The organism is Streptomyces phaeochromogenes (assembly GCF_001418655.1).
In the GTDB taxonomy this organism is placed as follows: Bacteria; Actinomycetota; Actinomycetes; order Streptomycetales; family Streptomycetaceae; genus Streptomyces; species Streptomyces phaeochromogenes.
Map to the genome: position 1 here is coordinate 1 of NZ_LIQZ01000162.1, position 22,039 is coordinate 22,039.

A 22,039-nucleotide genomic window follows, 5' to 3' on the forward strand; every position below is an offset into this window, starting at 1 on the left:
GGGCGTGCCAGGGCGGCGGGGGGTCAGTTCCTCCCAGGGGTCGTCGTCCTCCTCGTCGGTCATCCACGGTCCCTGTCGTGTTCGACCCGCAGGTCGACGGAACCGTCCTCCGGATCCTCCGTCACGTCCGTCACCCGGAGCGTGCCGCGCAGTGACTCCGGGCGGATCTCGAAGATCGAGCGGGCCAGGGGATTGATCAGGTGCGTCTCCAGGGCCATGCCGATGCCCCGCCCTCCGGCGTACGGGTCCCGCAGACAGTACGTGCCGAGCTGCCCCCGGGCCCGTGGGCTGATCTCCAGCCGGATGTCCTGGCTCTCCCACAGGGCGGCGGCGATGTTGTCGATCGACAGGTCGAGGACCTCTTCCGCGGGCGGGCCGGTGATGAAGCCGAACACGACCACGTTGCCGCCGAAGCGGTTCATCAGCTCCGGACGTCCCACCTCGGCCTCGAAGTGATGGCGGATGTTCTGCTTCACCCTCTTCGCGAGGTCGGAGTAGTCGTCCTTGGGATGTACGTCCCACACGCGCTGCTCGGTCTTCGGGTCCGTGTGCTGCACCCCGAGGTTGGAGGTGAAGATGAGTACGCATTCGCTGAAGTAGGTGGTGACGCCCTGTCCGTCGGTGAGCCGGCCGTCCTCCAGGAGCTGGAGGAACTTGTCCATCACCCCTTGGTGCGCCTTCTCGATCTCGTCGAAGAGGATGACCCGGAAGGGGTCCGCGCGTACGGCACGGGTGAGTTCACCGCCCGCCTCGTAGCCCACGTATCCGGGCGGCGCCCCCACCAGCCGGTCGGCGGCGTGCGCGGCGGAGAACTCGCTCATGTCGAACCTCAGATAGGCCTCCTCGCTGTCGAACAGCAACTGTGCGACGGTCTTGGCCATTTCGGTCTTCCCCGTTCCCGTCGGACCGGCGAAGAAGAGCACCCCGCGCGGCCGGTGCCCGGCGGACGTGGCCTGCGCGCCGGACAGCCCGAGGGCCGCGCGCTTGAGGATGTCGAGCGTCATGGTGACCGCGGGCTCCTGGCCGCGCACCCGGTGGGTGAGGGCGTCGTGACCGCGGGCGATCCGCTCGCGGATCGCCCAGGAACGCCAGGGGTCCTTCTCCACGCCGAGCCGGTAGATGCGTACCGCGTCCGGCATCGCCTCGAACGGCATGCCCCGCGACAGGGCGAGCCGGTGGCTCTGCCGCATCGCGTCCAGGGACAGACCGGCCGCCGCCTTGGCGAACGCGGTGACCGGGTCCAGCCGCGACCGTCCGTACGGCCCTTCCTGTTCGATTCCGGTGCCGTCCTGAGGTACGGATTCGACGGCGTCCGGGCCGGGCGGGTGCTCGGAGGCCAGCAGCTCGGCCATGCGCTCGCGCTCGTCGGCGTCCGGCCCGGGGACCGCGACCGCGCGGATGCGCTCGGAGCCGCTCACCAGCCAGTGCGGCAGGTCGCGGTCGCTGTCCGCGAGCCAGATGACCGGGTTGAACAGTTCCCCGCCGCCCGCGGGATCGCGCGGGGGCAGGTGGGCGCCGGGAGCCAACGGCTTCGCCTCCTGGGCGAGTTGGACGCAGGCCAGAAAGAAGTCCTTCTCGGTGTCGCTGAGCCGGGTGACGTCGGTGCTCAGCCGGGAGGAGTAGTCGATCAGGAGCGCCAGCCGCAGCGGTTCGGCCTCCCGTCCGTCCCGGCGCTGCCCGGTACGGCGGTCCTGGAACCCGGTGACGATCTCCCGCAGCAGCGGTTCCGCCTCCAGGAGTTGGGGGGTGCGCCCGCCGGTCTGTCCCCTGCGCGGGCTGCGCAGCGCGTCGTTGAGCAACTCGACCACGGTGTCCCGGTCGGGTCCGCCCAAGGCGACGAAGCCGGTGATCTGGTCGTAGCTCAGCAGTGCGCCGTAGCCGAGATGGCGCAGCCCGGCCCACAGCGACTCGGGCAGGCTGCGATCGGTCTCGACCAGCTTTCCGCCGTGTCGGCGCTGTGCCAGGTACCGGTCGCGGATGTTGCCGTGCAGCACGAACTGGCTGTGCACCGAGAGCGTGCCGAGGATCTCGTCGACGAAGGGGGGTGTCGGCCGCTGGGGGCTCACGGCGGCGTGGCGAGGCCCGTCGTGCTTGGTGAGACGGGTCTCCGTCGATCCGCTGGACAGACTCACTGCGTGTTCCTCTCTGGACGGTGGAGTGGGCACCGGTCGGCGGCAGCCGCAACCGTGGGCAGCCGGAACCGGAACCGGAACCGGAACCGGAACCGGAACCGGGGGCAGGGGCAAGGGGCAGTGGGCAGTGCGCACCGGCGTCCGGCTCATCGCCGGTCTTCGCGGCCCCAGCGGTCGTCCCGCGGGTCGACCCGCCGGTGTCGTGGCCCGTCGTGCCGGCGCCGCGGGTCGTCCTGGGCACGCCGCCCGGAACGCGGGTGCTCACGCTCGAACGGTCCTGAATCGGCCGCGGCCCCTTCGTCCGGTGTGCCCGGTGCGACGACCTCCGAGGTGAAGCGGAAGTCGCAGTCCAGCCCCAGTTCCACGAGGGCGTGCTCGAAGTCGGCCGCCCACCGCTTCGCCTCCGCACAGCGTTCCGCGTCCAGGGGCGAGGGCGGCCCGGCCCGGTGCGTCGCGAGGTCGATGCCGTCCCTGCGGACGGTGACCCTGATCCAGTGATCCGGTTCCCAGCCCGGCGGCACATGGTCGGTGTACCGGGCGCCGGCCCCGCTCTCGTGCCGGCCGCCCGCCCCGCCGCTCAGGGCGCCGAGCAGCTGCTCCGTGCCGCGCTGGAGGCAGCGGTGTTCGAGGTGTTCGAGCCGTTCGTCCACGGCCGCGCGCACCTGGTCCCGATCGGCCGCCCCGAGGGGACGCCCCTCCTCGACGGACCTGCGCAGCAACGCGACGACGTCCTCCGAGGGCGGCTTCGGCTCGACGTCCGAGGGCACTTCGGTGGTGAGGAAGTCGAGCTGGGCCGCCGCCTGGGTCAGTGCCTCGACGCGCAGCCGGACGCGCCGGCCGGCCTCGTCGGCGAAGATGCGCGCCTCCTCCACGTGCTCCGAGGCGCCGCTGCCGTCACCCGCCCGCGCGCACATCAGCGCATAGTGCAGGGCGGTGACGACGGGTTCGGTGTCCTCGGCCGTCGCCTCCGCGGGCAGGCCGGCCAGCAGCTCGGTGGAGACGGCGATCACCTCGTCCGCGCCGGGTCCCCTGGCCCCGGCGACGGGGGCGGGCCGCGCGGGCCTCTGCGCAGACCCGGTGGACGGGGCGGACGAGGTGGACGAGGCGGATCCGGCGGTCCGGCGGCGCACGGTCCGCCGCCGCTGGGCGAGGACCTCCTGCCACGCGGTGTCCTGCGGGTCCGCGACATCGGCCACGGCGGTCGCGCACTCCCACGCCGCCAGCTCGGCCTGAGCCCGCTCGATGGCCCGTTCCGCCTCGGCCACCGCTTCCCGGGTGGCGTCCAGACGGCAGCCCTCCGGCCGGACGGGCGGCGGCAGCACAGGGGCGGGCGGTGGCGGTGAGCCCGGCGGGGTGCCACGTGCCGCCCGGGCGAGCCGTCCCGCGAGGACGGCGCGGCGGGCGTTGACACGGGTGGCGGCGAACGCCGCGCTCTCCCACTGCTGGGCGGCGTTGCGGGAGACGTCCTGCTGCCGCAGCAGACAGCGTTGCTCCTCGGCGGCGCGGACCGCCGCGTGCGCCAGCATCCCGGTGGCCGCCATGGCGGCCCGCCCGGCCAGCAGCGCGCCGCTCATGGCGCCGAGCGCGATGGCCGCCGGTTCCACCAGTTCGTGAAGTACGTGGACCAGGCTCTGCGTGAAGTGGTCCACGGTGTCGGAGACGTCGATGACGGACATCTGCGGGAGCTGACTCGTGACGTCGGGCGTGGAGACGGGCGTGGAGACAGGAGGAGTGTCGTACCCGTAGGTCGGCCATACGTCCTGCACGCCGGCGAGCCCGTTCGCGGAGCTCATACGGTCCTCCCTCCGGCCACGGCGGGAAGGGGGCCTCCGGCGCGGACAGCGGCCTGGACGGCCCGCTGCCGACGCAGCTCCCGGCGCCAGGACCGGTCGCGTCGCACGGTCCACACGGCGAGCGCGACGACGGTTCCCACGGGCCACAGCCATGGCGCCCACAGCAGGACGTACGGCAGGACGCCGAGGAACAGGACCAGCAACAGCAGCGCGGAGACCACCCGTGCCCAGCGGCTGCCGAGAGTGAACCGGCTCGGCCGTTCGGCGGTGCCGATGACGAGTCCGGCCAGCGACTGCGAGGGGTGGTAGCCCGGCGGCCCGATGCGGACCGCGATCCACAGTTCGAGGGCGTGTACGACGAAGGCGGCGGGCATCGCCAGCAGCCAGCCGGTGACGACGGCGGACTGGGGAGCCAGATTCGCGGCGTCGGAGAGCGAGATGACGAAGCCCCACGGGGCGCAGACCAGGACGGCCCCCAGGACCGCCCAGCCGAGGTTCGGCAGCATGTCGAGGCGGCGCATCGCGACGTCGAGTCCGTCCCGCGCGGCGGCCAGGGCGGCGGCGGCCTCCTGCCGGCCGCGCTCCTCCAGATGCGCGTACGCCCGCCCCGCGTCGTGCTGGGCCAGGCGCGCGAGCCGCACCGCGGCCAGTGCGCGCAGCGGCTCGTCGGCCTCGTCGAGCAGCCGCTCGAACCAGGGGACGGGGACGGCGAGCCGCCGTGCCTCCGCGCCGGCCCGCCGGCTCCAGACGCCGGCGGTCTGGGGCAACCGGGCCAGGTGCAGCAGCCGGGCGTCGACGGCGGTGTCCCGGGCGAGCGCCGCTCGTACGGCCCGCCTGCGCAACCGGGGGTGCCGCAGGGCGAGTTCGTCGGTCTGCGCGTCCCAGGCGTCACGCAGCCGCCGCCACTGCTCCTCGGTGGCGGCGAGCTGTTCGCCGCCCGGTCGGACGGCGAGGGCGGTGAGGAGTCCGGGGTGGCGGAGCGCCTCGACGAGGTCGCGGGCGTCCCGGTCTCCGGCCACCGCTCTTTCGAGCGGGACCGGCAGCTGGTCGCCTTCGAGGCTGATGCCGTGCCAGGTGACGGGCAGATGGGGGCCGAGCCGGTTCAGCAGTTCGGCGAGGGTGACGGGGCCGGGCTCGTCGGCCAGCCGAGTGCGCAGGTCCTCCAGCGGGTCGGCTGGATCGGCGGGGGCGGTGCGGTCGACGGCGGGGCCGGTCGACACGAACTGACCGAGCCACTTGACCAGTTCCTCGCGCCGGGGCGCGGAGGACAGCAGCCGCGCGGCGCCCGGATGGCGGCGGTCGAGTGCCTCGGCGAGTTCCTCCAGGTCGCTGTAGTCCTGCCCCATGAAGGAGAAGGGCCGCACGCGCGTGGCGGGCGCGGGGGCGGTTCCGGGGGAGGGCGCGGTGCCCCGTGTGAGTGGTACGGGGTCCGCCTGGTCCGGATCGATCCACCGGCCGACCTCCGTGGCACCCCAGCGGTGTTTCAGGGACCGGGTGAGCAGTCCCTCGCACAGGGCACGCAGCCGGGTGTCGGCGATGTTGCTGAGGTCCACGTCCTCGGTGCTGATCCGTCTCAGGACCAGACCGCGCTGCCGCAACCGGATCGGGTGGGTGCCGAGGGCGAGTTCGGCGACGACCATGCCCATGGACCACCAGTCGACGGACGGGGCGACGTGCTGGTCGACGGTGCCGGCCTCCGGTGCAAGGTAGAGCGGCTTGCCCGCCCAGTGCCGCACCGGGCGGGACGACGACGGCGACGACTGCACGGCGGCGCCGAAGTCGACGAGTACCAACTCGGGCTCCTCGTGCGGGCCTTCGCGGACGACGATGTTGTCCGGAGCGACGTCGCGGTGCACGATCCCGCGCCCGTGCAGCGCGGTCAGCGCCCGGTGGAGCTGCTCGATCACACGCCGGACGTGCTCGGTCGGCAGTGGAGCGCCCTCCCGTGCCTGGTGGCGAGTGCGGTACTCGGCGAGGGTGACCTCGCCCGCCGAGGGGCAGACCTCCCACACCATTCCGGTCGCGATTCCGTGGTCGAGGACCTGGACCACGTGCTGGTCGACGGGGTCGCCGAGGATCTCGTGGACCCGGCGGTCGGGTGCGTAGAAGTGGTGGTAGCCCTTCCAGACGAGAGGGACACCCGCCGGCCGGAGCTTGGGTTCGCGTTCCACGACGCGCAGCACCACGGCCTGCTGAGGGCGTGGCTCGCCGGTGCGTCCGGCGCCGAGTTCGGCGAGCCGCTCGAAGCGCCCGCGCAGTTCCTCGGGCAGGTCGTGCAGTTGCGGCCGGGCCTCGCGGCCTCGCGCCGGGTCGGACTCGACGTCCGGGAAATGGTCGGTCGGCGGAACAGCGTTCCCCGCCGTATCCGGGTCGCCCCCCAGTGGTTCCGCGGTGCTCATGTGAATACCCCCGCCCGGTGCTGAAGTACGGCCTCCGGAATATCCCTCGGCCGGAGGTGGACGGATACTACGCGAAAATATGACCCCCGCTGTGCCCGTCGATTATCTGTCACTTTCCGGTTTTTCTCGATCAAAGAAAATCAACCCTCATGATCGGGTGTGAAAAAATAATAGAAAAAGTCGAAAGAGAATCGACTGCGTCGAAACTGGGCACGTTTTCGCCCGCACCGTGCCCGATCACGCGGAACCCTCCCCACCCCCGGGAACGCGGTCCTATCGTGCTGGCATGCGTCTGGTACACGGCCCCGCAGAACCTTCGGAACTTCCCCCGCACCACCAACTCGTCGTCGAACTGCGTGCCCTGCGCAAGGTCGGCCTCTCCCGCGTGCGGCAGATATCGCACCCCGGTCTCGCCGCGGCGGCGTCCGCCGCCGGCCTGCCGACCGGGCCGGAGGAGCCCGCCGCGGGGATCGAACGCCTGTTGCGGGCGGCCGTCCACTGGCTCGACGGGTCCGTGCCGCCACCCGGGAGCCACCTGGCCCCGGACCCTCCCGCCGCCGGTCCTGTCGGTGAACTCGCGCGCGCGGCGGCCCATTCGTTCGGGCTCGTCGGCGCGGCCTCCCAGATAGCCGGCGAGCGGCGCAAGGCGGCTGCCGCGGTGTTCGGCGTCACCACGGAGAGCTTCCGGCACCGCCAGGAGCGCCAGGTCATCGACCGCCTGGCCGACGCGGTGCTGGGCCTGGCCGGCGCGGGCGCTCCGCCGGAGGGGAACCCTCTCCCGCAGGCCACGCCCCCGGACGTCCCGCACGCCGTGGCCCGGATGACCGGTCCACCGGTGCACTACGACACGGCCCCCGGTGCGGTTCCCGCCCACCCGGACATCCAGGTGCACCTGTCTCCCATCGAGCTGCTGCGCGACATCGACGTCCTGGTCTCGTCCGAGAACACGTATCTGGAGATGTCGAAGATCTTCCGCAACACCGTCTCCGGGGCGCTGCGCCGCGCGGCGGCCGCACGGGACGAGACCAACGCGGTCATCGACGACCCCCTCGCCCGTGAGCTGCGCGACTGGATGGCCAGGCACGGCCGCAGCGGCCTCCAGGTGCCGCCCGGCACGGTCGTCCCCACCGGCCCGGGAGCGCTGGCGCGGCGCGGGGTCCGCCGAGTCCTGCACGCGGCGGTCGCGGTGCCCCGGCGCACCGGCAACGGCTACGAGGCGTGCGAGAGCACGGTGGTCGAAGCCGTGTCCGCCGCCTTCCGGGTGGCCGCCGGCGAACGGGACGCGCACGAACCCCCGTTGTCGTCCCTGTGCTTCCCCGTGCTCGGTGCCGGACGCGGCGGTCTGCAGCCGGAGCGGGCCGCCCGCTGGCTGCGCTGGGCCGTGGAGGAGGAACTGCGTGCGGATCCCCGCTGGACGGTCCACCTGGTCACCCGTACCCCTGCCCTGATCCCCGTGCTGCGGGGCGCCGAGCAGGGCTGACAGGAGGTCAGGGGCGCCAGCTGGGCGCCGAGAGCGGCAGTCCACGGCGGGCCCCCTCCCTCTCCATGGCGGTCAGGTCGCCGGGGCGCGGAATGCCGTACCAGCGCACCGGCCACGACCCGTCCCGGGTCCGCCGGTCCACGACGACCTGGAGTCCGACGTCCCGCGGGTCCCGGGTGCGCGTGAGGTGGGGGCCGTAGCGAAGGCGGCCCAACTCCGTTCGTGGGTCCATCCGTTGGTTGGCCGAGCCGCGCCAGACGAGGTCCGTCGGTTCGGTGACGCGGAACCGGCCGGTGACCACCGCGTCCGCCGGTCCGAGCGCCGCCCGCTGCTCGGCGGTGAGCTCGTCCTCCTCGTACCCGGTGTAGACGAGCAGGTCGGGCGCCCCGCCGTCGGGCATCGGCCGTACGGACGGGGCGCGGCGCAGGTCGTGCGCGCCCTTGAGGAACGCGCCGAGTCCGGCCGGCTGGTCGCACGGCTCCCCACCGCTGACGGTCAGACCCGACGCGCCCTGCTCCAAGGCCCGTCTCCACAGTCCGAGCAGGTCGGCCACCGGAACCCGGGTGCCGCCCGCGGGATCCCAGGTGTGCCGCGACATACAGCCCGGGCAGGCCAGTCCGCAGCCCTGCACCCAGACCCCGAGCCGCGCTCCCGGCCCAAGGGTCAGCAGTGGCAGGTGAGTGCCGCTGATGTCCAGCCGTGCCGTGGTTCCCAAGGCGTTCCCTCTCTTGTGTACGGGGAGAAAAGTATTCGCCCCTGCCCGTGCGCGCGGCAATCCCGATGCGGTTCCGTTCCGGATCGGAACCGTACGGAATTCGGACCGGAAACGGTCAGTATCCGGTTCCGATCCGGGTACGGATTTTTTCGCTCCGCATATATGTTTCTCATCACATATTCCGCTACTCTCATTCGTCCCGGCTTTCTCATTCCACGCCGCCGAGCTGCGGACCGTAGGGAAAGCCGAGCTTCCGTGCCATGGGGAAGGCACACGCACATAGGGGGACCACTGATGGACACCAGACACAGCGTCACGCGCTGCCTGCGTGAGTGCGGGCTCGATCTCCGCAGCGCGGTGCGCAGCCGCCGGCGCGGACGGCTCGACGCCGCCCGGCTGCGGATGACGGCCTCCGCGTACGACCCGGATTCGTCCGAACTGATCACGCCGTACGTCCAGGAGGTACGGCTGATCGCGGAGCGCGCGACCATCGAGCTGCGCGGTCGGCTGATCGAGGACCGGCACACCCTCGTGGCGGCCATCCACTCGGGCGCCGTCCCGGTGGTGGTCCAGTACGAGGAGCGCCGCAGCGACTCGCCCGCACTGCTCGACCGATGGGGCCGCTCGGTCGCCGAATGGCGCACGGCCGCGGCGCTGTGCCGCACCCGCGCGGAGTCGATCGCCGGCGGGGCGAACCTGCGGCTGGCGCACTACTGGGACGCCGTGTGGCAGCGGCAGTCCGCCGTGGACGATGACCCGCGGACGCGCCCGCAGGACTGGCTGCCGGGCAGGATCACCCTCGACGCCGACTGGAACGAGCCCGACTCATGGCTCACCGCGGCCCCCGGGGCCCCGTCGGTGCTGACCACGGCGCTGCGGGTGCTGGACGGGGGCCACGCTCGGGCGGGACGGCCTGCGGCCTAGTCCGTCGCCCCGTCGATCCGTCGACCCATTGAACCCATTGCCCATTGACCCAATGGCCCACTGCCCATCGGTCCATTGATCCATCAGGCGTGCTCGGGCACCTGCCCGTCCGTCGCGGGGCACGGGTCGTCGATTCACCCCATCACTGCTCCACCACTGCTGTGAAAGCGAGTCACATGAACGCACTCCCTCCCGTGCGCAGACCTCGGGCCGCCGGCCCGGTGCGCGGGCACCGTGCTCCGGTGCGCACCTCCGCAGCGCTGGTCGCCGCGCTGACACTGAGCCTCGCGGGCTGCTCCGGTATGCCCTGGAGTCCCGACGACAAGGGCACCGAGAAGGTGTCCTGCGGTCTCGTCGTGGACGGCTCCGGTTCCGGGACCAGCGACGACACCGGCGTCGACGTCAAGAAGAAGCTCCAGGAGACGCTCATCCCGTTCCTGGACGAGCAGCACTGCTCCTCACTCGCCTACGCTCCCGTGACGGCCTCCTCCTGGAACTCGTCGTGCCGTCACTCACCGGTCGACCTCGATCCGGAGCCGCGGACGAGCACCGAAGACCGGGAGGTACTGCGGCAGCGCGCCCGCAACAACGCGGCCGGCGCGTCGATCGAGATGCTCAACTGCGCCCGGGAGCAGAACGGTTCGGACGTGCTCGGCGCGCTCGGCCGCATCGCCCAGACGCTGCGCGAGACAGAGGACGACACGGGCGGCGACCCGGCCATCCTCGCGGTCAGCGACTTCGAACAGACCGACCCGGAGTTCCGGATCTCCAAGGAACCCCTGTCGACCAAGGCCGAGCGCACGAAGGCGGTCAACAAGCTCCTGGCCGGCCGGAAACTCCCCGCGCTGAAGGGGATGGATCTCTACACGGTCGGCTACGGCAAGAACCCGACCCGCAAGCCCTCCACCTACGAGGGCTTCGACCAGTTCTGGACCGACATCCTCACGACACGGGCGAAGGCACATGTCCATCACGACGACGAGTAACCGACCCGACGAGCCCGCCCCGCGGCGTTCCCTGGCCGACCGCGCACGGCGTCGCGAGGACGGCTCGCGGCGCCGGGTCTTCGCGGCGTTCGGCCGACAGCCCCGGACCGACGCGCGGCGCACACCCCTGGTCCTGAGCGACCGCGCGCAGCGACGGCTCGTGAAGAAGGCGGGAGAGCAGGGCAGGGCGGACGGTGGCGGCAGGGCGCTCGACGTCGTCGTCCTGTCCAGCGGCATCCTGCCGCCGTACGCGGCCGAACTGGCCGCCCGCCGCGGCCTCGTGCGGGAACTGACCGAGGAGGAGGCCGCCGACCAGGAGACCCGGGCCTCGCGGGAGGACGCCGAGGCCCGCAACCGGATCGTGCGGGAGGAGGCGGGGGTCACCCTGGCCCAGACCCGGCTCGTCGAGGCCGAGCACGACGTACGCCGTGCCCGCGAGCAGCTCGACCTGCTCGCCCACCGGTCGATGCGCTGGCAGCGGCTGCGCGACGCGGTACGCGAACGCTTCGAACGGGCGGGAGCGGGAGCGGGGCCGGGCGGCGGAGCGCGGCCGGACACCCCGGACCGCACCGCCCCGGCGGGCGACCTCGATCCGCCGCCGACGCCGGCCGACCCCGACGACGGATACCAGTCCCTCAACCCCGTACCGGCCGACCCGCACCGGACCGCGATACCCGCGCCCGCGCAGGGCGCGGTCGCCGCGTCCGTCGAGGGCTGGGAGGGGCTGCGGGCCAGGGCCGCGATGCCGGACAAGCTGGTCCTGTTCATGCTCGCCCTGGTCTTCGCGGTCGAAGTGCCCATCTACTGGGTGGCGTTCGAGCCGCTCCACGGTGTGGGCACGTCCAGTTCCCGTGCGCTCAACGCGACCCTGGCGATCTCCGTGGGCATACTCATGCTCGCGGTGCCACATCTCGTCGGCCGCGCGATGCGGGAGCGCGGAGCGACGGGCGCCAGCCGCCCGGCCGGACCCGCGGCCCTGCTGTTCCTCGGCTTCTGGGCGGCCTGCACGGTCGCCCTGGGCATCCTGCGCGCGAAGTCGATCCTGGCCGAGCCGCCGGTCGAGGCGGCCACGGGTGCGGCCGGCACGTTCGAGGGCGCGGACACGGGCGCGGTTCCGTCCCTGGTGGACCGCCTGGACCTCCAGTCGGAAACGGTCTACTGGATGTTCATCTCGCTCCTGCTGCTCTCCGGCGGCATCGGCTTCCTGGCAGGGCTGCTGCGCGAGCACCCGTACGTCGACAGTTTCCGCTCGGCGCTCGAACGCCGCCAGGACCGCGGACACGAACTCGCCTCCGCGCATACCCGGCTGGCGGCGGCACGCGCCTGGGTCGACTCGGCGGGCGACCGCGCCGAGCAGCGCCGCCGCGGGGTGGAGGCGCGGCTGCGCGCGGCGGACGAACTCTACGAAACGGCGGCCGAGGCCCATCGGCACGGCTTCACGTCGGCGGCGGCCGACCCGGCGATCACGGAGGCAGCCCACAAACGCACCGAATCAGGAGGCCCGCTCCTGCCCCCGTCCACGACCCGCCGCCCACCGGCACCGCGCCGCTGAGGCAACCCCTGCGCGGTAGAGAAGTCCCACGGATGCCGTCGCACCCCCTCGTGACCCGCTTCATCGCGGGTCGGGCGGGGTGCGACGGCATCCGCGTATCAAATGTCCCGGAAGGTCTCGATCTGCGCACCCACCGAGTTGAGCCGCTCGGCCAGGTCCTCGTAACCGCGGTTGATGACGTACACGTTCCGCAGGACCGACGTGCCCTCGGCCGCCATCATCGCCAGCAGGACGACGACGGCGGGGCGCAGGGCGGGCGGGCACATCATCTCGGCGGCGCGCCAGCGGGTCGGGCCCTCGACGAGCACCCGGTGCGGGTCGAGGAGCTGGAGGCGGCCACCGAGGCGGTTCAGGTCCGTGAGGTAGATCGCGCGGTTGTCGTAGACCCAGTCGTGGATCAGCGTCTTGCCCTGCGCGGAGGCCGCGATGGCCGCGAAGAACGGCACGTTGTCGATGTTCAGGCCCGGGAACGGCATCGGGTGGATCTTGTCGATCGGCGCCTCCAGCTTCGAGGGCCGGACGGTCAGGTCCACCAGGCGCGTACGGCCGTTGTCCGCGAAGTACTCCGGCGTACGGTCGTGATCGAGGCCCATCTCCTCCAGGACCGCGAGCTCGATCTCCAGGAACTCGATCGGCACCCGGCGCACGGTCAGCTCGGACTCCGTGACGACCGCCGCGGCCAGCAGGCTCATCGCCTCGACCGGGTCTTCGGAGGGGGAGTAGTCGACGTCCACGTCGATCGTCGGCACGCCGTGCACGGTGAGCGTCGTGGTGCCGATGCCCTCGACGCGTACGCCCAGCGCCTCCAGGAAGAAGCACAGGTCCTGGACCATGTAGTTGGACGAGGCGTTGCGGATGACGGTCGTGCCGTCGTGGCGCGCGGCTGCGAGCAGCGCGTTCTCGGTCACCGTGTCGCCGCGCTCGGTCAGCACGATGGGGCGGCCCGGGGTCACCTTGCGGTCCACCTGTGCGTGGTAGAGGCCCTCGGTGGCCGCGATGTCCAGGCCGAACCGGCGCAGCGCGATCATGTGCGGCTCGATCGTCCGCGTGCCCAGGTCGCAGCCGCCCGCGTACGGCAGCGTGAAGCTGTCCATGCGGTGCAGCAGCGGGCCGAGGAACATGATGATCGAGCGGGTGCGACGGGCCGCCGCCGCGTCCATCGCCTCCATGTCCAGCTCGGCCGGCGGCACGATCTCCAGGTCGACGCCACCGTTGATCCACCGGGTGCGTACGCCGATGGAGCCGAGCACCTCCAGAAGGCGGTACACCTCCTCGATGCGCGCGACGCGGCGCAGCACTGTGCGGCCCCGGTTCAGGAGCGTCGCGCAGAGCAGCGCCACGCACGCGTTCTTGCTGGTCTTCACGTCGATGGAGCCGGAGAGCCGACGGCCGCCGACCACCCGCAGATGCATCGGACCCGCGTAGCCGAGCGAGACGATCTCGCTGTCCAGCGCTTCACCGATTCGGGCGATCATCTCAAGGCTGATGTTTTGGTTGCCGCGTTCGATGCGGTTCACCGCACTCTGACTGGTGCCGAGCGCCTCGGCCAGCTGCGTCTGTGTCCAGCCCCGGTGCTGCCGGGCGTCACGGATGAGCTTGCCGATGCGTACGAGGTAGTCGTCTGCCATGGCGGCAGGCTATCTCACATATGAGATGTGGCATCTCGGGGGGTCCGAGTGGGTGACGGTCCCTCAGCCGCGCTTGGGGCGCTTGGTCGTGGTGCGCCGCCAGCCGAAGGGGCCCGGCAGATCCATCGAGGTGGTCCGGCGGCCCGTGCTGCTGTGTGTGCGCCGCGGCCCGTTCTTGCCGCCGCTGGTGATGGACCACGAGCGGCGGTTGATGTTCAGCCGTACTCCCGGCAGGATCCGGAAGCTCTTGCGGAATGTGAGCGGCATGGGTGCCTCCTTGGCGTCCGTCGCCGGGTACCCCGGATGCCGGTCGATACGCCGAACGCGCTTGCCTCCGGGCCCGGTTCGGGTCCGCGCTCGTGTCGGGGGCGGCTGCCGGGCCCTGATCCGCGACTGCCCCGCGGCACGGTTTCGGCCGTCTTGAGATGGCTCCCGGAGTAGGTCGGCGGGCGTGTCCGTGCAACAGGACACACCCTCCGGGCATGACCGGCCAGCGGTCATGTACTAGAGTTATCTCGACATCGAGATATCTGCCGAGGCGTGCCGCAGCCGCCCGGACCGGTAAGGGTTACCTAACTTAGCCTTACCTTAGCGGATCGGCCAAGAGGGCGTGGCGGCAGGATGCGGTGGTACGCGCACATGAATGAAGGAGACTGTCGTGTCGGCGAACAGCTTCGACGCCCGTAGCACGCTCAGCGTGGGCGACGAGTCGTACGAGATCTTCCGGCTGGACAAGGTGGAAGGCTCGGCCCGCCTTCCGTACAGCCTCAAGGTCCTGCTGGAGAACCTGCTCCGTACCGAGGACGGCGCGAACATCACCGCCGACCACATCCGTGCTCTTGGCACCTGGGACTCGCAGGCCCAGCCCAGCCAGGAGATCCAGTTCACGCCGGCCCGCGTGATCATGCAGGACTTCACCGGTGTGCCCTGTGTCGTGGACCTCGCCACCATGCGTGAGGCCGTGAAGGAGCTGGGCGGCGACGCGGCGAAGATCAACCCGCTGGCCCCCGCCGAGCTGGTCATCGACCACTCCGTCATCGCCGACAAGTTCGGCACCAACGAGGCGTTCGCCCAGAACGTCGAGCTGGAGTACGGCCGCAACCGCGAGCGCTACCAGTTCCTGCGCTGGGGCCAGACCGCCTTCGACGAGTTCAAGGTCGTCCCGCCGGGCACCGGCATCGTCCACCAGGTCAACATCGAGCACCTGGCCCGGACCGTCATGGTCCGCAACGGCCAGGCGTACCCCGACACCCTCGTCGGTACGGACTCGCACACCACCATGGTCAACGGCCTCGGTGTACTGGGCTGGGGCGTCGGCGGTATCGAGGCCGAGGCCGCGATGCTCGGCCAGCCGGTCTCGATGCTCATCCCGCGCGTCGTCGGCTTCAAGCTCACCGGTGAGCTGACCCCCGGCACCACCGCCACCGACCTCGTGCTGACCATCACCGAGATGCTCCGCAAGCACGGAGTCGTCGGCAAGTTCGTCGAGTTCTACGGCGAGGGTGTGGCGGCCACGAGCCTCGCCAACCGCGCCACCATCGGCAACATGTCGCCGGAGTTCGGCTCCACCGCCGCGATCTTCCCGATCGACGGCGAGACGCTGAAGTACCTGAAGCTGACCGGCCGCAGCGAGCAGCAGGTCGCCCTCGTCGAGGCGTACGCCAAGGAGCAGGGCCTCTGGCTCGACCCGGCCGCCGAGCCCGACTTCTCCGAGAAGCTGGAGCTGGACCTGTCGACGGTCGTCCCGTCGATCGCCGGTCCGAAGCGCCCGCAGGACCGGATCGTCCTCGCGAACGCCGCCGAGCAGTTCAAGAGCGACGTCCGCAACTACGTGGACACCGCGGACGAGGCGGGCAAGGAGTCCTTCCCGGCCTCCGACGCCCCGGCCAACCACCCCAACGGCGCCCCGTCCAACCCGGTCACCGTGACCGCCGCCGACGGCTCCACGTACGAGATCGACCACGGTGCGGTGACGGTCGCGGCCATCACCTCCTGCACCAACACCTCGAACCCGTACGTCATGGTCGCCGCCGCGCTCGTCGCGAAGAAGGCCGTGGAGAAGGGGCTCACGCGCAAGCCCTGGGTGAAGACCACCCTCGCGCCCGGCTCCAAGGTCGTCACCGACTACTTCGACAAGGCGGGGCTCACCCCCTACCTCGACAAGGTCGGCTTCAACCTCGTCGGCTACGGCTGCACCACCTGCATCGGCAACTCCGGCCCGCTGCCGGAGGAGGTCTCCAAGGCCGTCAACGACCACGACCTGGCCGTTACCTCGGTGCTCTCCGGCAACCGTAACTTCGAGGGCCGGATCAACCCCGACGTCAAGATGAACTACCTGGCCTCCCCGCCGCTGGTCGTCGCGTACGCACTCGCGGGCTCCATGAAGGTGGACATCACGCGCGACGCGCTCGGTGTCGACCAGGAGGGCAAGCCGGTCTTCCTGACCGACATCTGGCCCACCGAGGCCGAGGTCAACGACGTCGTGGCGAACGCCATCGGCGAGGACATGTTCAACAAGTCCTACCAGGACGTCTTCGCGGGCGACGCCCAGTGGCAGGCGCTGCCGATCCCGACCGGCAACACCTTCGAGTGGGACCCGCAGTCCACCTACGTGCGCAAGCCCCCGTACTTCGAGGGCATGACGATGGAGACCACCCCGGTCTCCGACATCTCCGGCGCGCGCGTGCTGGCGAAGCTGGGCGACTCGGTCACCACCGACCACATCTCGCCCGCCGGTGCCATCAAGGCCGACACCCCGGCCGGCAAGTACCTCACCGAGCACGGCATCGAGCGGCGTGACTTCAACTCCTACGGCTCGCGCCGTGGCAACCACGAGGTCATGATCCGCGGCACCTTCGCCAACATCCGCCTGCGCAACCAGATCGCGCCGGGCACCGAGGGCGGCTACACCCGCGACTTCACCGTCGACGGAGGCCCGGTCTCCTTCATCTACGACGCCTCGCGCAACTACATCGAGCAGGGCACCCCGCTGGTCATCCTGGCCGGCAAGGAGTACGGCTCCGGCTCGTCCCGCGACTGGGCCGCCAAGGGCACCGCGCTCCTCGGCGTCAAGGCCGTCGTCGCCGAGTCCTACGAGCGCATCCACCGCTCCAACCTCATCGGCATGGGCGTCATCCCGCTGCAGTACCCGGAGGGCCAGTCCGCCGAGAGCCTCGGCCTGACCGGCGAGGAGGCCTTCTCCATCGCCGGCATCACCGAGCTGAACGACGGCACCACCCCCCGTACGGTCAAGGTCACCACCGACACCGGTGTGGAGTTCGACGCGGTCGTCCGCATCGACACCCCCGGCGAGGCCGACTACTACCGCAACGGCGGCATCCTGCAGTACGTGCTGCGCAGCCTGATCCGCAAGTAGGCGGGCAAGCAGCCGGCCGGTCACCGCAAGTACGCGGTCCAGTACGGCAGTTGAGGGCCGCACTCCCGGAGACGGGGGTGCGGCCCTCTGCCGTGCGGAGGGCGGCCGGGGTGGGCCGTGGACGGCGCGTGCGGTGGGCGGCTCGGGTGCGCGGCCGCTACACCCAGCCCCGCTGGGCGGCCCGTACGCCCAGCTGGAATCTGCTCGCCGCGCCCAGCCGTTCCTGGAGTTCGCTCACCCGGCGTCGCAGGGTTCTGAGGCTCACGCCCAGATGGCGGGCCACCGCCTCGTCCTTCATACCGGCCGCCAGCAGCCGGATCAACACCCGCTCGCCCTCGGGGAGTTCACCGTTCCCCGCCGTCTGGCCGAGCGGAGTCGCCTGCTGCCAGGCAAGGTCGAAGAGTTTCTGCAGGGCCTCGGTGACCGCCGAGTGCCACACCACGACGGCGCAGTAACCGCCCGCCGCCGAGGCGGTCAGCGGCAGCATCGCCCGGCACCCGTCGACCACCAGCAGCTTGAGCGGCACGGACGGCAACACCCGGGCCTGCTCACCGAGTTCCACCATCTTCCAGGTGCGGGACAGTATTTTCGGGTCCTCCAGGGCCGTCGCCGCGTACACCCCGCGAGAGACGATCCCGCGGCGCAGCAGATCGGCCTGGAGAGCCGCCTGCGGTGCGGGCGGGGCGAGATACGGCGGCGTGTCGAAGAGGCACACCTCACGCTCGGCGCGTGCGTACATCTCCTCCAGACGTGCCGCGATGGCGCCCTCGCCGGAGGCGACCTCGATCAGCCGGGACGGTTCCTCCCGCAGCAGCCCGGCCTCGTACGCGGTGCCCATCTCCTCGGCGGTGGCGGCGAGCAGTTCGGACTCCGTCTCGCGCCGCCGGATCAGCCCGCGCACCGCGACCCGTGGATCGACCGCCCGTAACCCGCCCATGGAGTCCGGCGGCTGGAGCAGCCCGAGCCCGAGCAGTTGGTTGCAGGCCTCGCGCACCTGGGCCGGGGAGGCGCCGGTCAGCAGGGCCCAGCCGGCCGCACCGGCGTCGGGCTGATGGAGGATCGCCTGGTACACCCGCTCCTCGAAGGCGGACACCCCCACCGCGGCCCAAGGGCTCGCGGCAGGGGCGCGTCCTGCCGTGTTCTGTCCCGCCGTGCCATATGCCGTGTTCACCATGGCTCGGCACGGTAGGCGATCTTTGTTAAGGCTGGTGTCGTATCGGTCCGGGCCGCCGTCTACTTCAGGCCGAAGGCTCGTACCACGGTCTGGTCGACCGCGTTGCCCTCCCGGTCGGCAGCCCGTACGCGCAGGGACACGAACTCGGCGCCCTTCGGGTGCTTGAGTTCCGCCTTGCCGCCCCGGACCTTGACCTCCTTCCAGGACGCGCCGTCGTCGTACGACACCCAGGTCTTCAGCTCACGGGCCGTGATGCTCGACTTCTGGTCCCGGACGGAGAGTTCGAGCGTCGACTTCCGCTTGGACTCCGCCCGGTTGAGGAGGTCGAGCCCGTCGAGGTCGTAGTCGACGGAGAGCAGCGGCAGCGCGGTCTGCTGGTTCGTGTGCGCCGACGCGAAGGACCATTCGGTGTGGGTGCTGGTGGAGTACGTGGCCCAGCCGGCCGTGCGCTGCGCGTCGAGCACGAAGCGGTACGAGGCCTTCGCCGCCGGGACGTCGAAGGTGCCGTTGCCGCCGAGCGCGCTGTTGCCGACCGGCTTCCCGTCCGCGTACAGCGTGCCCTTCGCGGTGTCCTGGGCGCCGTCCACGCTTGCGTAGTGACCCGGTGTCGCGTCGCTCAGCTCCGGAACCCTGAGGGCGAGTTTGTCACCGGTGCGCTGGGAGAGACCGTACCGCTCGCTGGTCGCCGGGCGGACGACCTGCCGCAGCCACTCCTCAGTGGGCACCTTGCCCGCCTTGTCGAAGGTCCGCAGGCCGTTCCACTGGCCCCTGCCGGTCTGCCAGTTCGGGGTGACGGTGTTCCAGATGCGGGTGTCGGCATCCACGTTGTAGTACTCGGTGCGTGTCGTGCCCAGGGGGACGTACTGGCTGGTCTCGATGGCTGCGCCCTGCCACGGGCGGTACCGGTAGACGGCGTCCTTGCCGACGTCACCGGCCCGGCTCCCGTGGTAACGGACCTTCTGCCGCACGGTGTTGGAGCTGTTCAGCGAGTACGTCTGGTTCTTCGAGACGGCGCCGGTCTGCGGGAACATCACGTTGTAGACGTACGGGCTGACCGCGGTGCCGTCCAGCTTCAGCGTGACCTTCTTCCCGCTCTTCAGCAGCGCGCCGAGCTTCGCGCCGTCCTCGCCGGTGGCGACCATCAGCGGGATCGTCGTGCTGTCCACCCACGAGATCCAGTACCCCGGCTTCTCCTGGTACGCGATGACGTAACCGGCCCCGGCCCTGGTCGCGTTGGCCAGCGCCTCGTCCGCCGTCTTCCCGGCGGCCACCCGGACCACCGCTACCTTGCCCTTGACGTCGAGCCCCTGGAAGTCGGCCGCGGTGCCACTTCCGGCGTCCACCGCCCGCACCGTGCGCTTTCCGCTGAACTTCACCGGAAGGGTGTCGCTCACCTGCGAGTAGTCCAGAGGCAGCGCGTACTTCTCCGGGCTGCTGACGCTCGCGGTCAGCTCCTTCTCGTACAGCCGGAACTTGGGGGTGAACTCGAACATGCCCTCGGTGACCTTCTCGGTCGGGGCGACATAGATGCGGTCGGTCCACCAGTTCTGGGCGTAGGTCACCCCGAAGGCGGTCCCGGGCCCTTCCCGGTGCCAGTTGGTGCTGAAGCCCTGGAACTCGGACTTCTCCTTCGTCCTCGGCTTGATCTCGACGGCCTTGCGGGCGTCGAAGACGACCTCGGTGTCCTTGTCGACCTTGATCTCCGGATCACCGACGACGGAGGTGGCGACCTCCAGCCCGGCCGCGTCCCGCTCCGGGATCCAGGTCGCCATGGAGTACGTACCGGCCGGCACCTTGAACGTGTAGCCGCTGCCGAGGAACCCGTGCGTGTCCGGGTATGCGCCGTTCAGCTCCTGCAGCACGAAGATCGACGCCGAGGTGGACGGCTTGCCGCTCCGGTTCACCAGCGAGACCTTCAGGTCGTAGGTCTTCGGCAGTTTCTCGAAGCCGACGGCCGTGGTGACCCGGATGCCGTCGGCGCTCGCGGTGACATGGCCCGTGTACCGGCCCTCGGCCTCCTCGGCCGGGTCGACCGTGACCGCGACGGTGGCGGTGCCCTTCGCAGGGACGGTCACGACGTCCGCGCCCAGCGCGGCCTCGGCGAGCGACGACGCCAGCTTCAACTCCACCGCCTTGTCGGTGGTGTTGGTGAAAGTGATGTCCTTGCTCGTGGCCTCGGCTCCGTCGGCCTCGTACTGGCCGAAACTGAGCGCCGGGGTGGCGAAGACGCCCTGACCGACGGCCCGTACGGCGTCGACGCGGCCGTCGCCCTGCTCGAACACAGAGGCGTCGGGGCTGGTCTTGGCCGTGGTGGCGAGGGCCTGCTTGATCTGCTGCCCCGTCCAGTCGGGGTGCGCCTGCGCGACCAGCGCCGCGGTGCCCGAGACATGCGGGGTCGCCATCGACGTGCCGCTCACCCTCGTGTAACTGTCGCCGACAGGCGTGCTGCCGGGCATGTTGGTTCCCGAGGCACGGGCCGCCGCGATTCCCACGCCCGGCGCGGTGATCTCCGGCTTGATGGCGGAGTCGCCGAGCCGTGGCCCGCGGCTGGAGAACGAGGCCAGCTTGTCGGACTTGTCGACCGCGCCCACGGTCAGCGCGGAGTCCGCGATACCCGGGGTGCCGAGGGTCTGCTCGGACGGGCCGGAGTTACCGGCCGCGATCACGAAGAGAGCACCGGTGGACGCGGACAGCTCGTCCACGGTCTCACTCAGCACGTCGGAGGGGCCGGTCGCGTCACCGCCCAGCGACATCGAGACGATCTTCGCACCGGAGCGCGCGGCCCAGTCCATGCCGTCGAGGATCCAGGAGGTCTGACCGCGGCCGTCGTTCGCCAGCACCTTGCCGACCAGCAGCTCCGCACCGGGTGCCACGCCCTTGAGCCTGCCGTCCGAAGCCGCGCCCGAGCCGGCGATCGTGGACGCCACATGGGTGCCGTGGCCGTGACCGTCCTGCACGGCCTCGGTCGGCACGAAGCTCTTCGTCTCCGCGAGCTTCCCCGCCAGATCCGGGTGGCCGGTGTCCACGCCCGTGTCCAGGACGGCGACCTTGACGCCCTTGCCGTCGTAGCCCGACTGCCACACCTCGGGCGCGCCGATCTGCGGGACGCTCGTGTCGAGGGACACCTTCACCTTGGCGTCGAGCCAGATCTTCTTGATGCCGTCGCCGAGTTGCCGCGCGGCCTTCGTGGTGGGTCCGGTGCCGAGCGCGGGGGCGATGTCCGCCCAGAAGGCGGTGGACTTCCTCGCGCTCAGCGCGGCGCCGTCGATCCCGGGCAGCGCGAGCGTCCGGCGCGCTCCGTCGGGCGTCGCGCTGCCCTTGGTGTAGGTGGCGATGAGCGGGGTGGTGCCGGTCGTGGAGTCGGTGTACCCCTGCTTCACCAGCTGGGTGATGTTGAACAGGGCCGGGTCGAGGCGGCCCGCCTGTACCAGCGGGAGCGCGTCCGCCGGCAGCACGCTGATCTCGCCGTCGCGTTCGGTGGACAGGAAGGTGGCGGCCTCACGGCCCTTGCCGCGCCGGACGTCGACGGCGTACTTGCCGTCCGGTCCTGCGGTGAGCGACACCGTGTCGCCGGTGAGGAGGGTGACGGTCTGCGTGGTCCCGGCGCGGGTTTCCGCGCCGGGCCTCGTGGTCGGGTCGGACTTGGTGGCCGGGCCGCCGGGACCGGCCGTCGCGGGCGTGACTGCCCCCGCGAGCAGTCCGGCCGCTCCGGCCACGGCCCAGAGGGCGTGGAGTCTTCGCATGGGTGGGCGTCCTCCCCTGAACGCTGACAAACGCTTCCGGCCTGGTGGGCGGAAGCCAGTGATCAGAGTGGGCGCCGTGCGGCAGGGGGCTCAAGGGATTCGCGTGGCCGAGGAATGCCAATGCCCCTTTTGGCCAG

13 protein-coding genes are annotated in these 22,039 nt (G+C 71.2%); 5 read left to right on the forward strand and 8 right to left on the reverse strand.

Going from position 1 to position 22,039, the window contains the following annotated elements; genetic code table 11:
- Nucleotides 1-59: 59 nt before the first annotated feature.
- The 3 genes from AOK17_RS53600 to AOK17_RS22410 form a co-directional block, all read right to left on the reverse strand.
- Nucleotides 60-2,132: an AAA family ATPase gene (locus AOK17_RS53600; RefSeq protein ID WP_281198621.1), complete on the reverse strand. Its 2,073-nt coding sequence runs from the start codon at nt 2,130-2,132 to the stop codon at nt 60-62.
- Nucleotides 2,133-2,278: 146 nt separating this feature from the next.
- Nucleotides 2,279-3,925 (reverse strand): hypothetical protein, encoded by a 1,647-nt coding sequence (locus tag AOK17_RS22405; protein ID WP_055614320.1) that lies wholly within the window; start codon nt 3,923-3,925, stop codon nt 2,279-2,281.
- Entirely contained in the window at nt 3,922-6,324 is a 2,403-nt protein-coding gene (locus AOK17_RS22410; RefSeq protein ID WP_055614321.1) for a serine/threonine protein kinase, read from the reverse strand. Before AOK17_RS22410 ends, AOK17_RS22405 begins: the two co-directional genes overlap by 4 nt.
- Before the next feature lie 286 nt (nt 6,325-6,610).
- On the opposite strand from AOK17_RS22410, the gene AOK17_RS22415 reads away from it, so the two are divergent.
- Nucleotides 6,611-7,804 (forward strand): macro domain-containing protein, encoded by a 1,194-nt coding sequence (locus tag AOK17_RS22415; RefSeq protein WP_055614322.1) that lies wholly within the window; start codon nt 6,611-6,613, stop codon nt 7,802-7,804.
- A gap of 7 nt (nt 7,805-7,811) precedes the next feature.
- Here the strand turns inward: AOK17_RS22415 and AOK17_RS22420 are convergent, their stop codons facing one another.
- Entirely contained in the window at nt 7,812-8,519 is a 708-nt protein-coding gene (locus tag AOK17_RS22420; RefSeq protein ID WP_055614323.1) for a 4Fe-4S single cluster domain-containing protein, read from the reverse strand.
- 294 nt (nt 8,520-8,813) lie between these two features.
- On the opposite strand from AOK17_RS22420, the gene AOK17_RS22425 reads away from it, so the two are divergent.
- The 3 genes from AOK17_RS22425 to AOK17_RS22435 all read left to right on the forward strand — a co-directional run bounded on the left by AOK17_RS22425 (nt 8,814) and on the right by AOK17_RS22435 (nt 11,981).
- A complete protein-coding gene (locus AOK17_RS22425; RefSeq protein ID WP_055614324.1) occupies nt 8,814-9,443 on the forward strand; it encodes a hypothetical protein in 630 nt (209 codons plus the stop codon).
- 242 nt (nt 9,444-9,685) lie between these two features.
- Nucleotides 9,686-10,429, forward strand: a complete 744-nt coding sequence (locus AOK17_RS22430; RefSeq protein WP_055614325.1) for a hypothetical protein — start codon at nt 9,686-9,688, stop codon at nt 10,427-10,429.
- On the forward strand, nt 10,407-11,981 hold the full coding sequence (locus AOK17_RS22435) for a hypothetical protein (RefSeq protein WP_055614326.1): 1,575 nt from the start codon (nt 10,407-10,409) through the stop codon (nt 11,979-11,981). The genes AOK17_RS22430 and AOK17_RS22435 overlap by 23 nt, the downstream gene beginning before the upstream one ends.
- Before the next feature lie 98 nt (nt 11,982-12,079).
- Here the strand turns inward: AOK17_RS22435 and AOK17_RS22440 are convergent, their stop codons facing one another.
- Together AOK17_RS22440 and AOK17_RS22445 are read right to left on the reverse strand one after the other, a co-directional pair.
- The gene (locus tag AOK17_RS22440) at nt 12,080-13,609 is read right to left on the reverse strand and encodes a helix-turn-helix domain-containing protein (protein WP_055614327.1); all 1,530 of its coding nucleotides are present in this window, start codon (nt 13,607-13,609) and stop codon (nt 12,080-12,082) included.
- Between the two features lie 63 nt (nt 13,610-13,672).
- A complete protein-coding gene (locus tag AOK17_RS22445) occupies nt 13,673-13,876 on the reverse strand; it encodes a DUF4236 domain-containing protein (protein ID WP_055614328.1) in 204 nt (67 codons plus the stop codon).
- 391 nt (nt 13,877-14,267) lie between these two features.
- Between AOK17_RS22445 and acnA the strand changes: the two genes are divergently transcribed.
- Nucleotides 14,268-16,985 carry an aconitate hydratase AcnA gene (gene acnA / locus AOK17_RS22450; RefSeq protein WP_055614329.1) on the forward strand — a complete coding sequence of 906 codons (2,718 nt, stop codon included), beginning with the start codon at nt 14,268-14,270 and terminating at the stop codon, nt 16,983-16,985.
- Nucleotides 16,986-17,142: 157 nt separating this feature from the next.
- Here the strand turns inward: acnA and AOK17_RS22455 are convergent, their stop codons facing one another.
- A complete protein-coding gene (locus AOK17_RS22455; protein ID WP_055614330.1) occupies nt 17,143-18,159 on the reverse strand; it encodes a response regulator transcription factor in 1,017 nt (338 codons plus the stop codon).
- Nucleotides 18,160-18,218: 59 nt separating this feature from the next.
- Nucleotides 18,219-21,902 (reverse strand): S8 family peptidase, encoded by a 3,684-nt coding sequence (locus tag AOK17_RS22460; protein ID WP_055614331.1) that lies wholly within the window; start codon nt 21,900-21,902, stop codon nt 18,219-18,221.
- Nucleotides 21,903-22,039: the final 137 nt, after the last annotated feature.

Bases quoted from the DNA above. Each gene is read 5' to 3' on its own strand.
- AOK17_RS22435 (WP_055614326.1), top strand. From the start codon at position 10,407: ATGTCCATCACGACGACGAGTAACCGACCCGACGAGCCCGCCCCGCGG.
- AOK17_RS22455 (WP_055614330.1), bottom strand. From the start codon at position 18,159: ATGGTGAACACGGCATATGGCACGGCGGGACAGAACACGGCAGGACGC.
- AOK17_RS22445 (WP_055614328.1), bottom strand. From the start codon at position 13,876: ATGCCGCTCACATTCCGCAAGAGCTTCCGGATCCTGCCGGGAGTACGG.
- AOK17_RS22405 (WP_055614320.1), bottom strand. From the start codon at position 3,925: ATGAGCTCCGCGAACGGGCTCGCCGGCGTGCAGGACGTATGGCCGACC.
- AOK17_RS22460 (WP_055614331.1), bottom strand. From the start codon at position 21,902: ATGCGAAGACTCCACGCCCTCTGGGCCGTGGCCGGAGCGGCCGGACTG.
- AOK17_RS22440 (WP_055614327.1), bottom strand. From the start codon at position 13,609: ATGGCAGACGACTACCTCGTACGCATCGGCAAGCTCATCCGTGACGCC.
- AOK17_RS22415 (WP_055614322.1), top strand. From the start codon at position 6,611: ATGCGTCTGGTACACGGCCCCGCAGAACCTTCGGAACTTCCCCCGCAC.
- AOK17_RS22425 (WP_055614324.1), top strand. From the start codon at position 8,814: ATGGACACCAGACACAGCGTCACGCGCTGCCTGCGTGAGTGCGGGCTC.
- AOK17_RS22410 (WP_055614321.1), bottom strand. From the start codon at position 6,324: ATGAGCACCGCGGAACCACTGGGGGGCGACCCGGATACGGCGGGGAAC.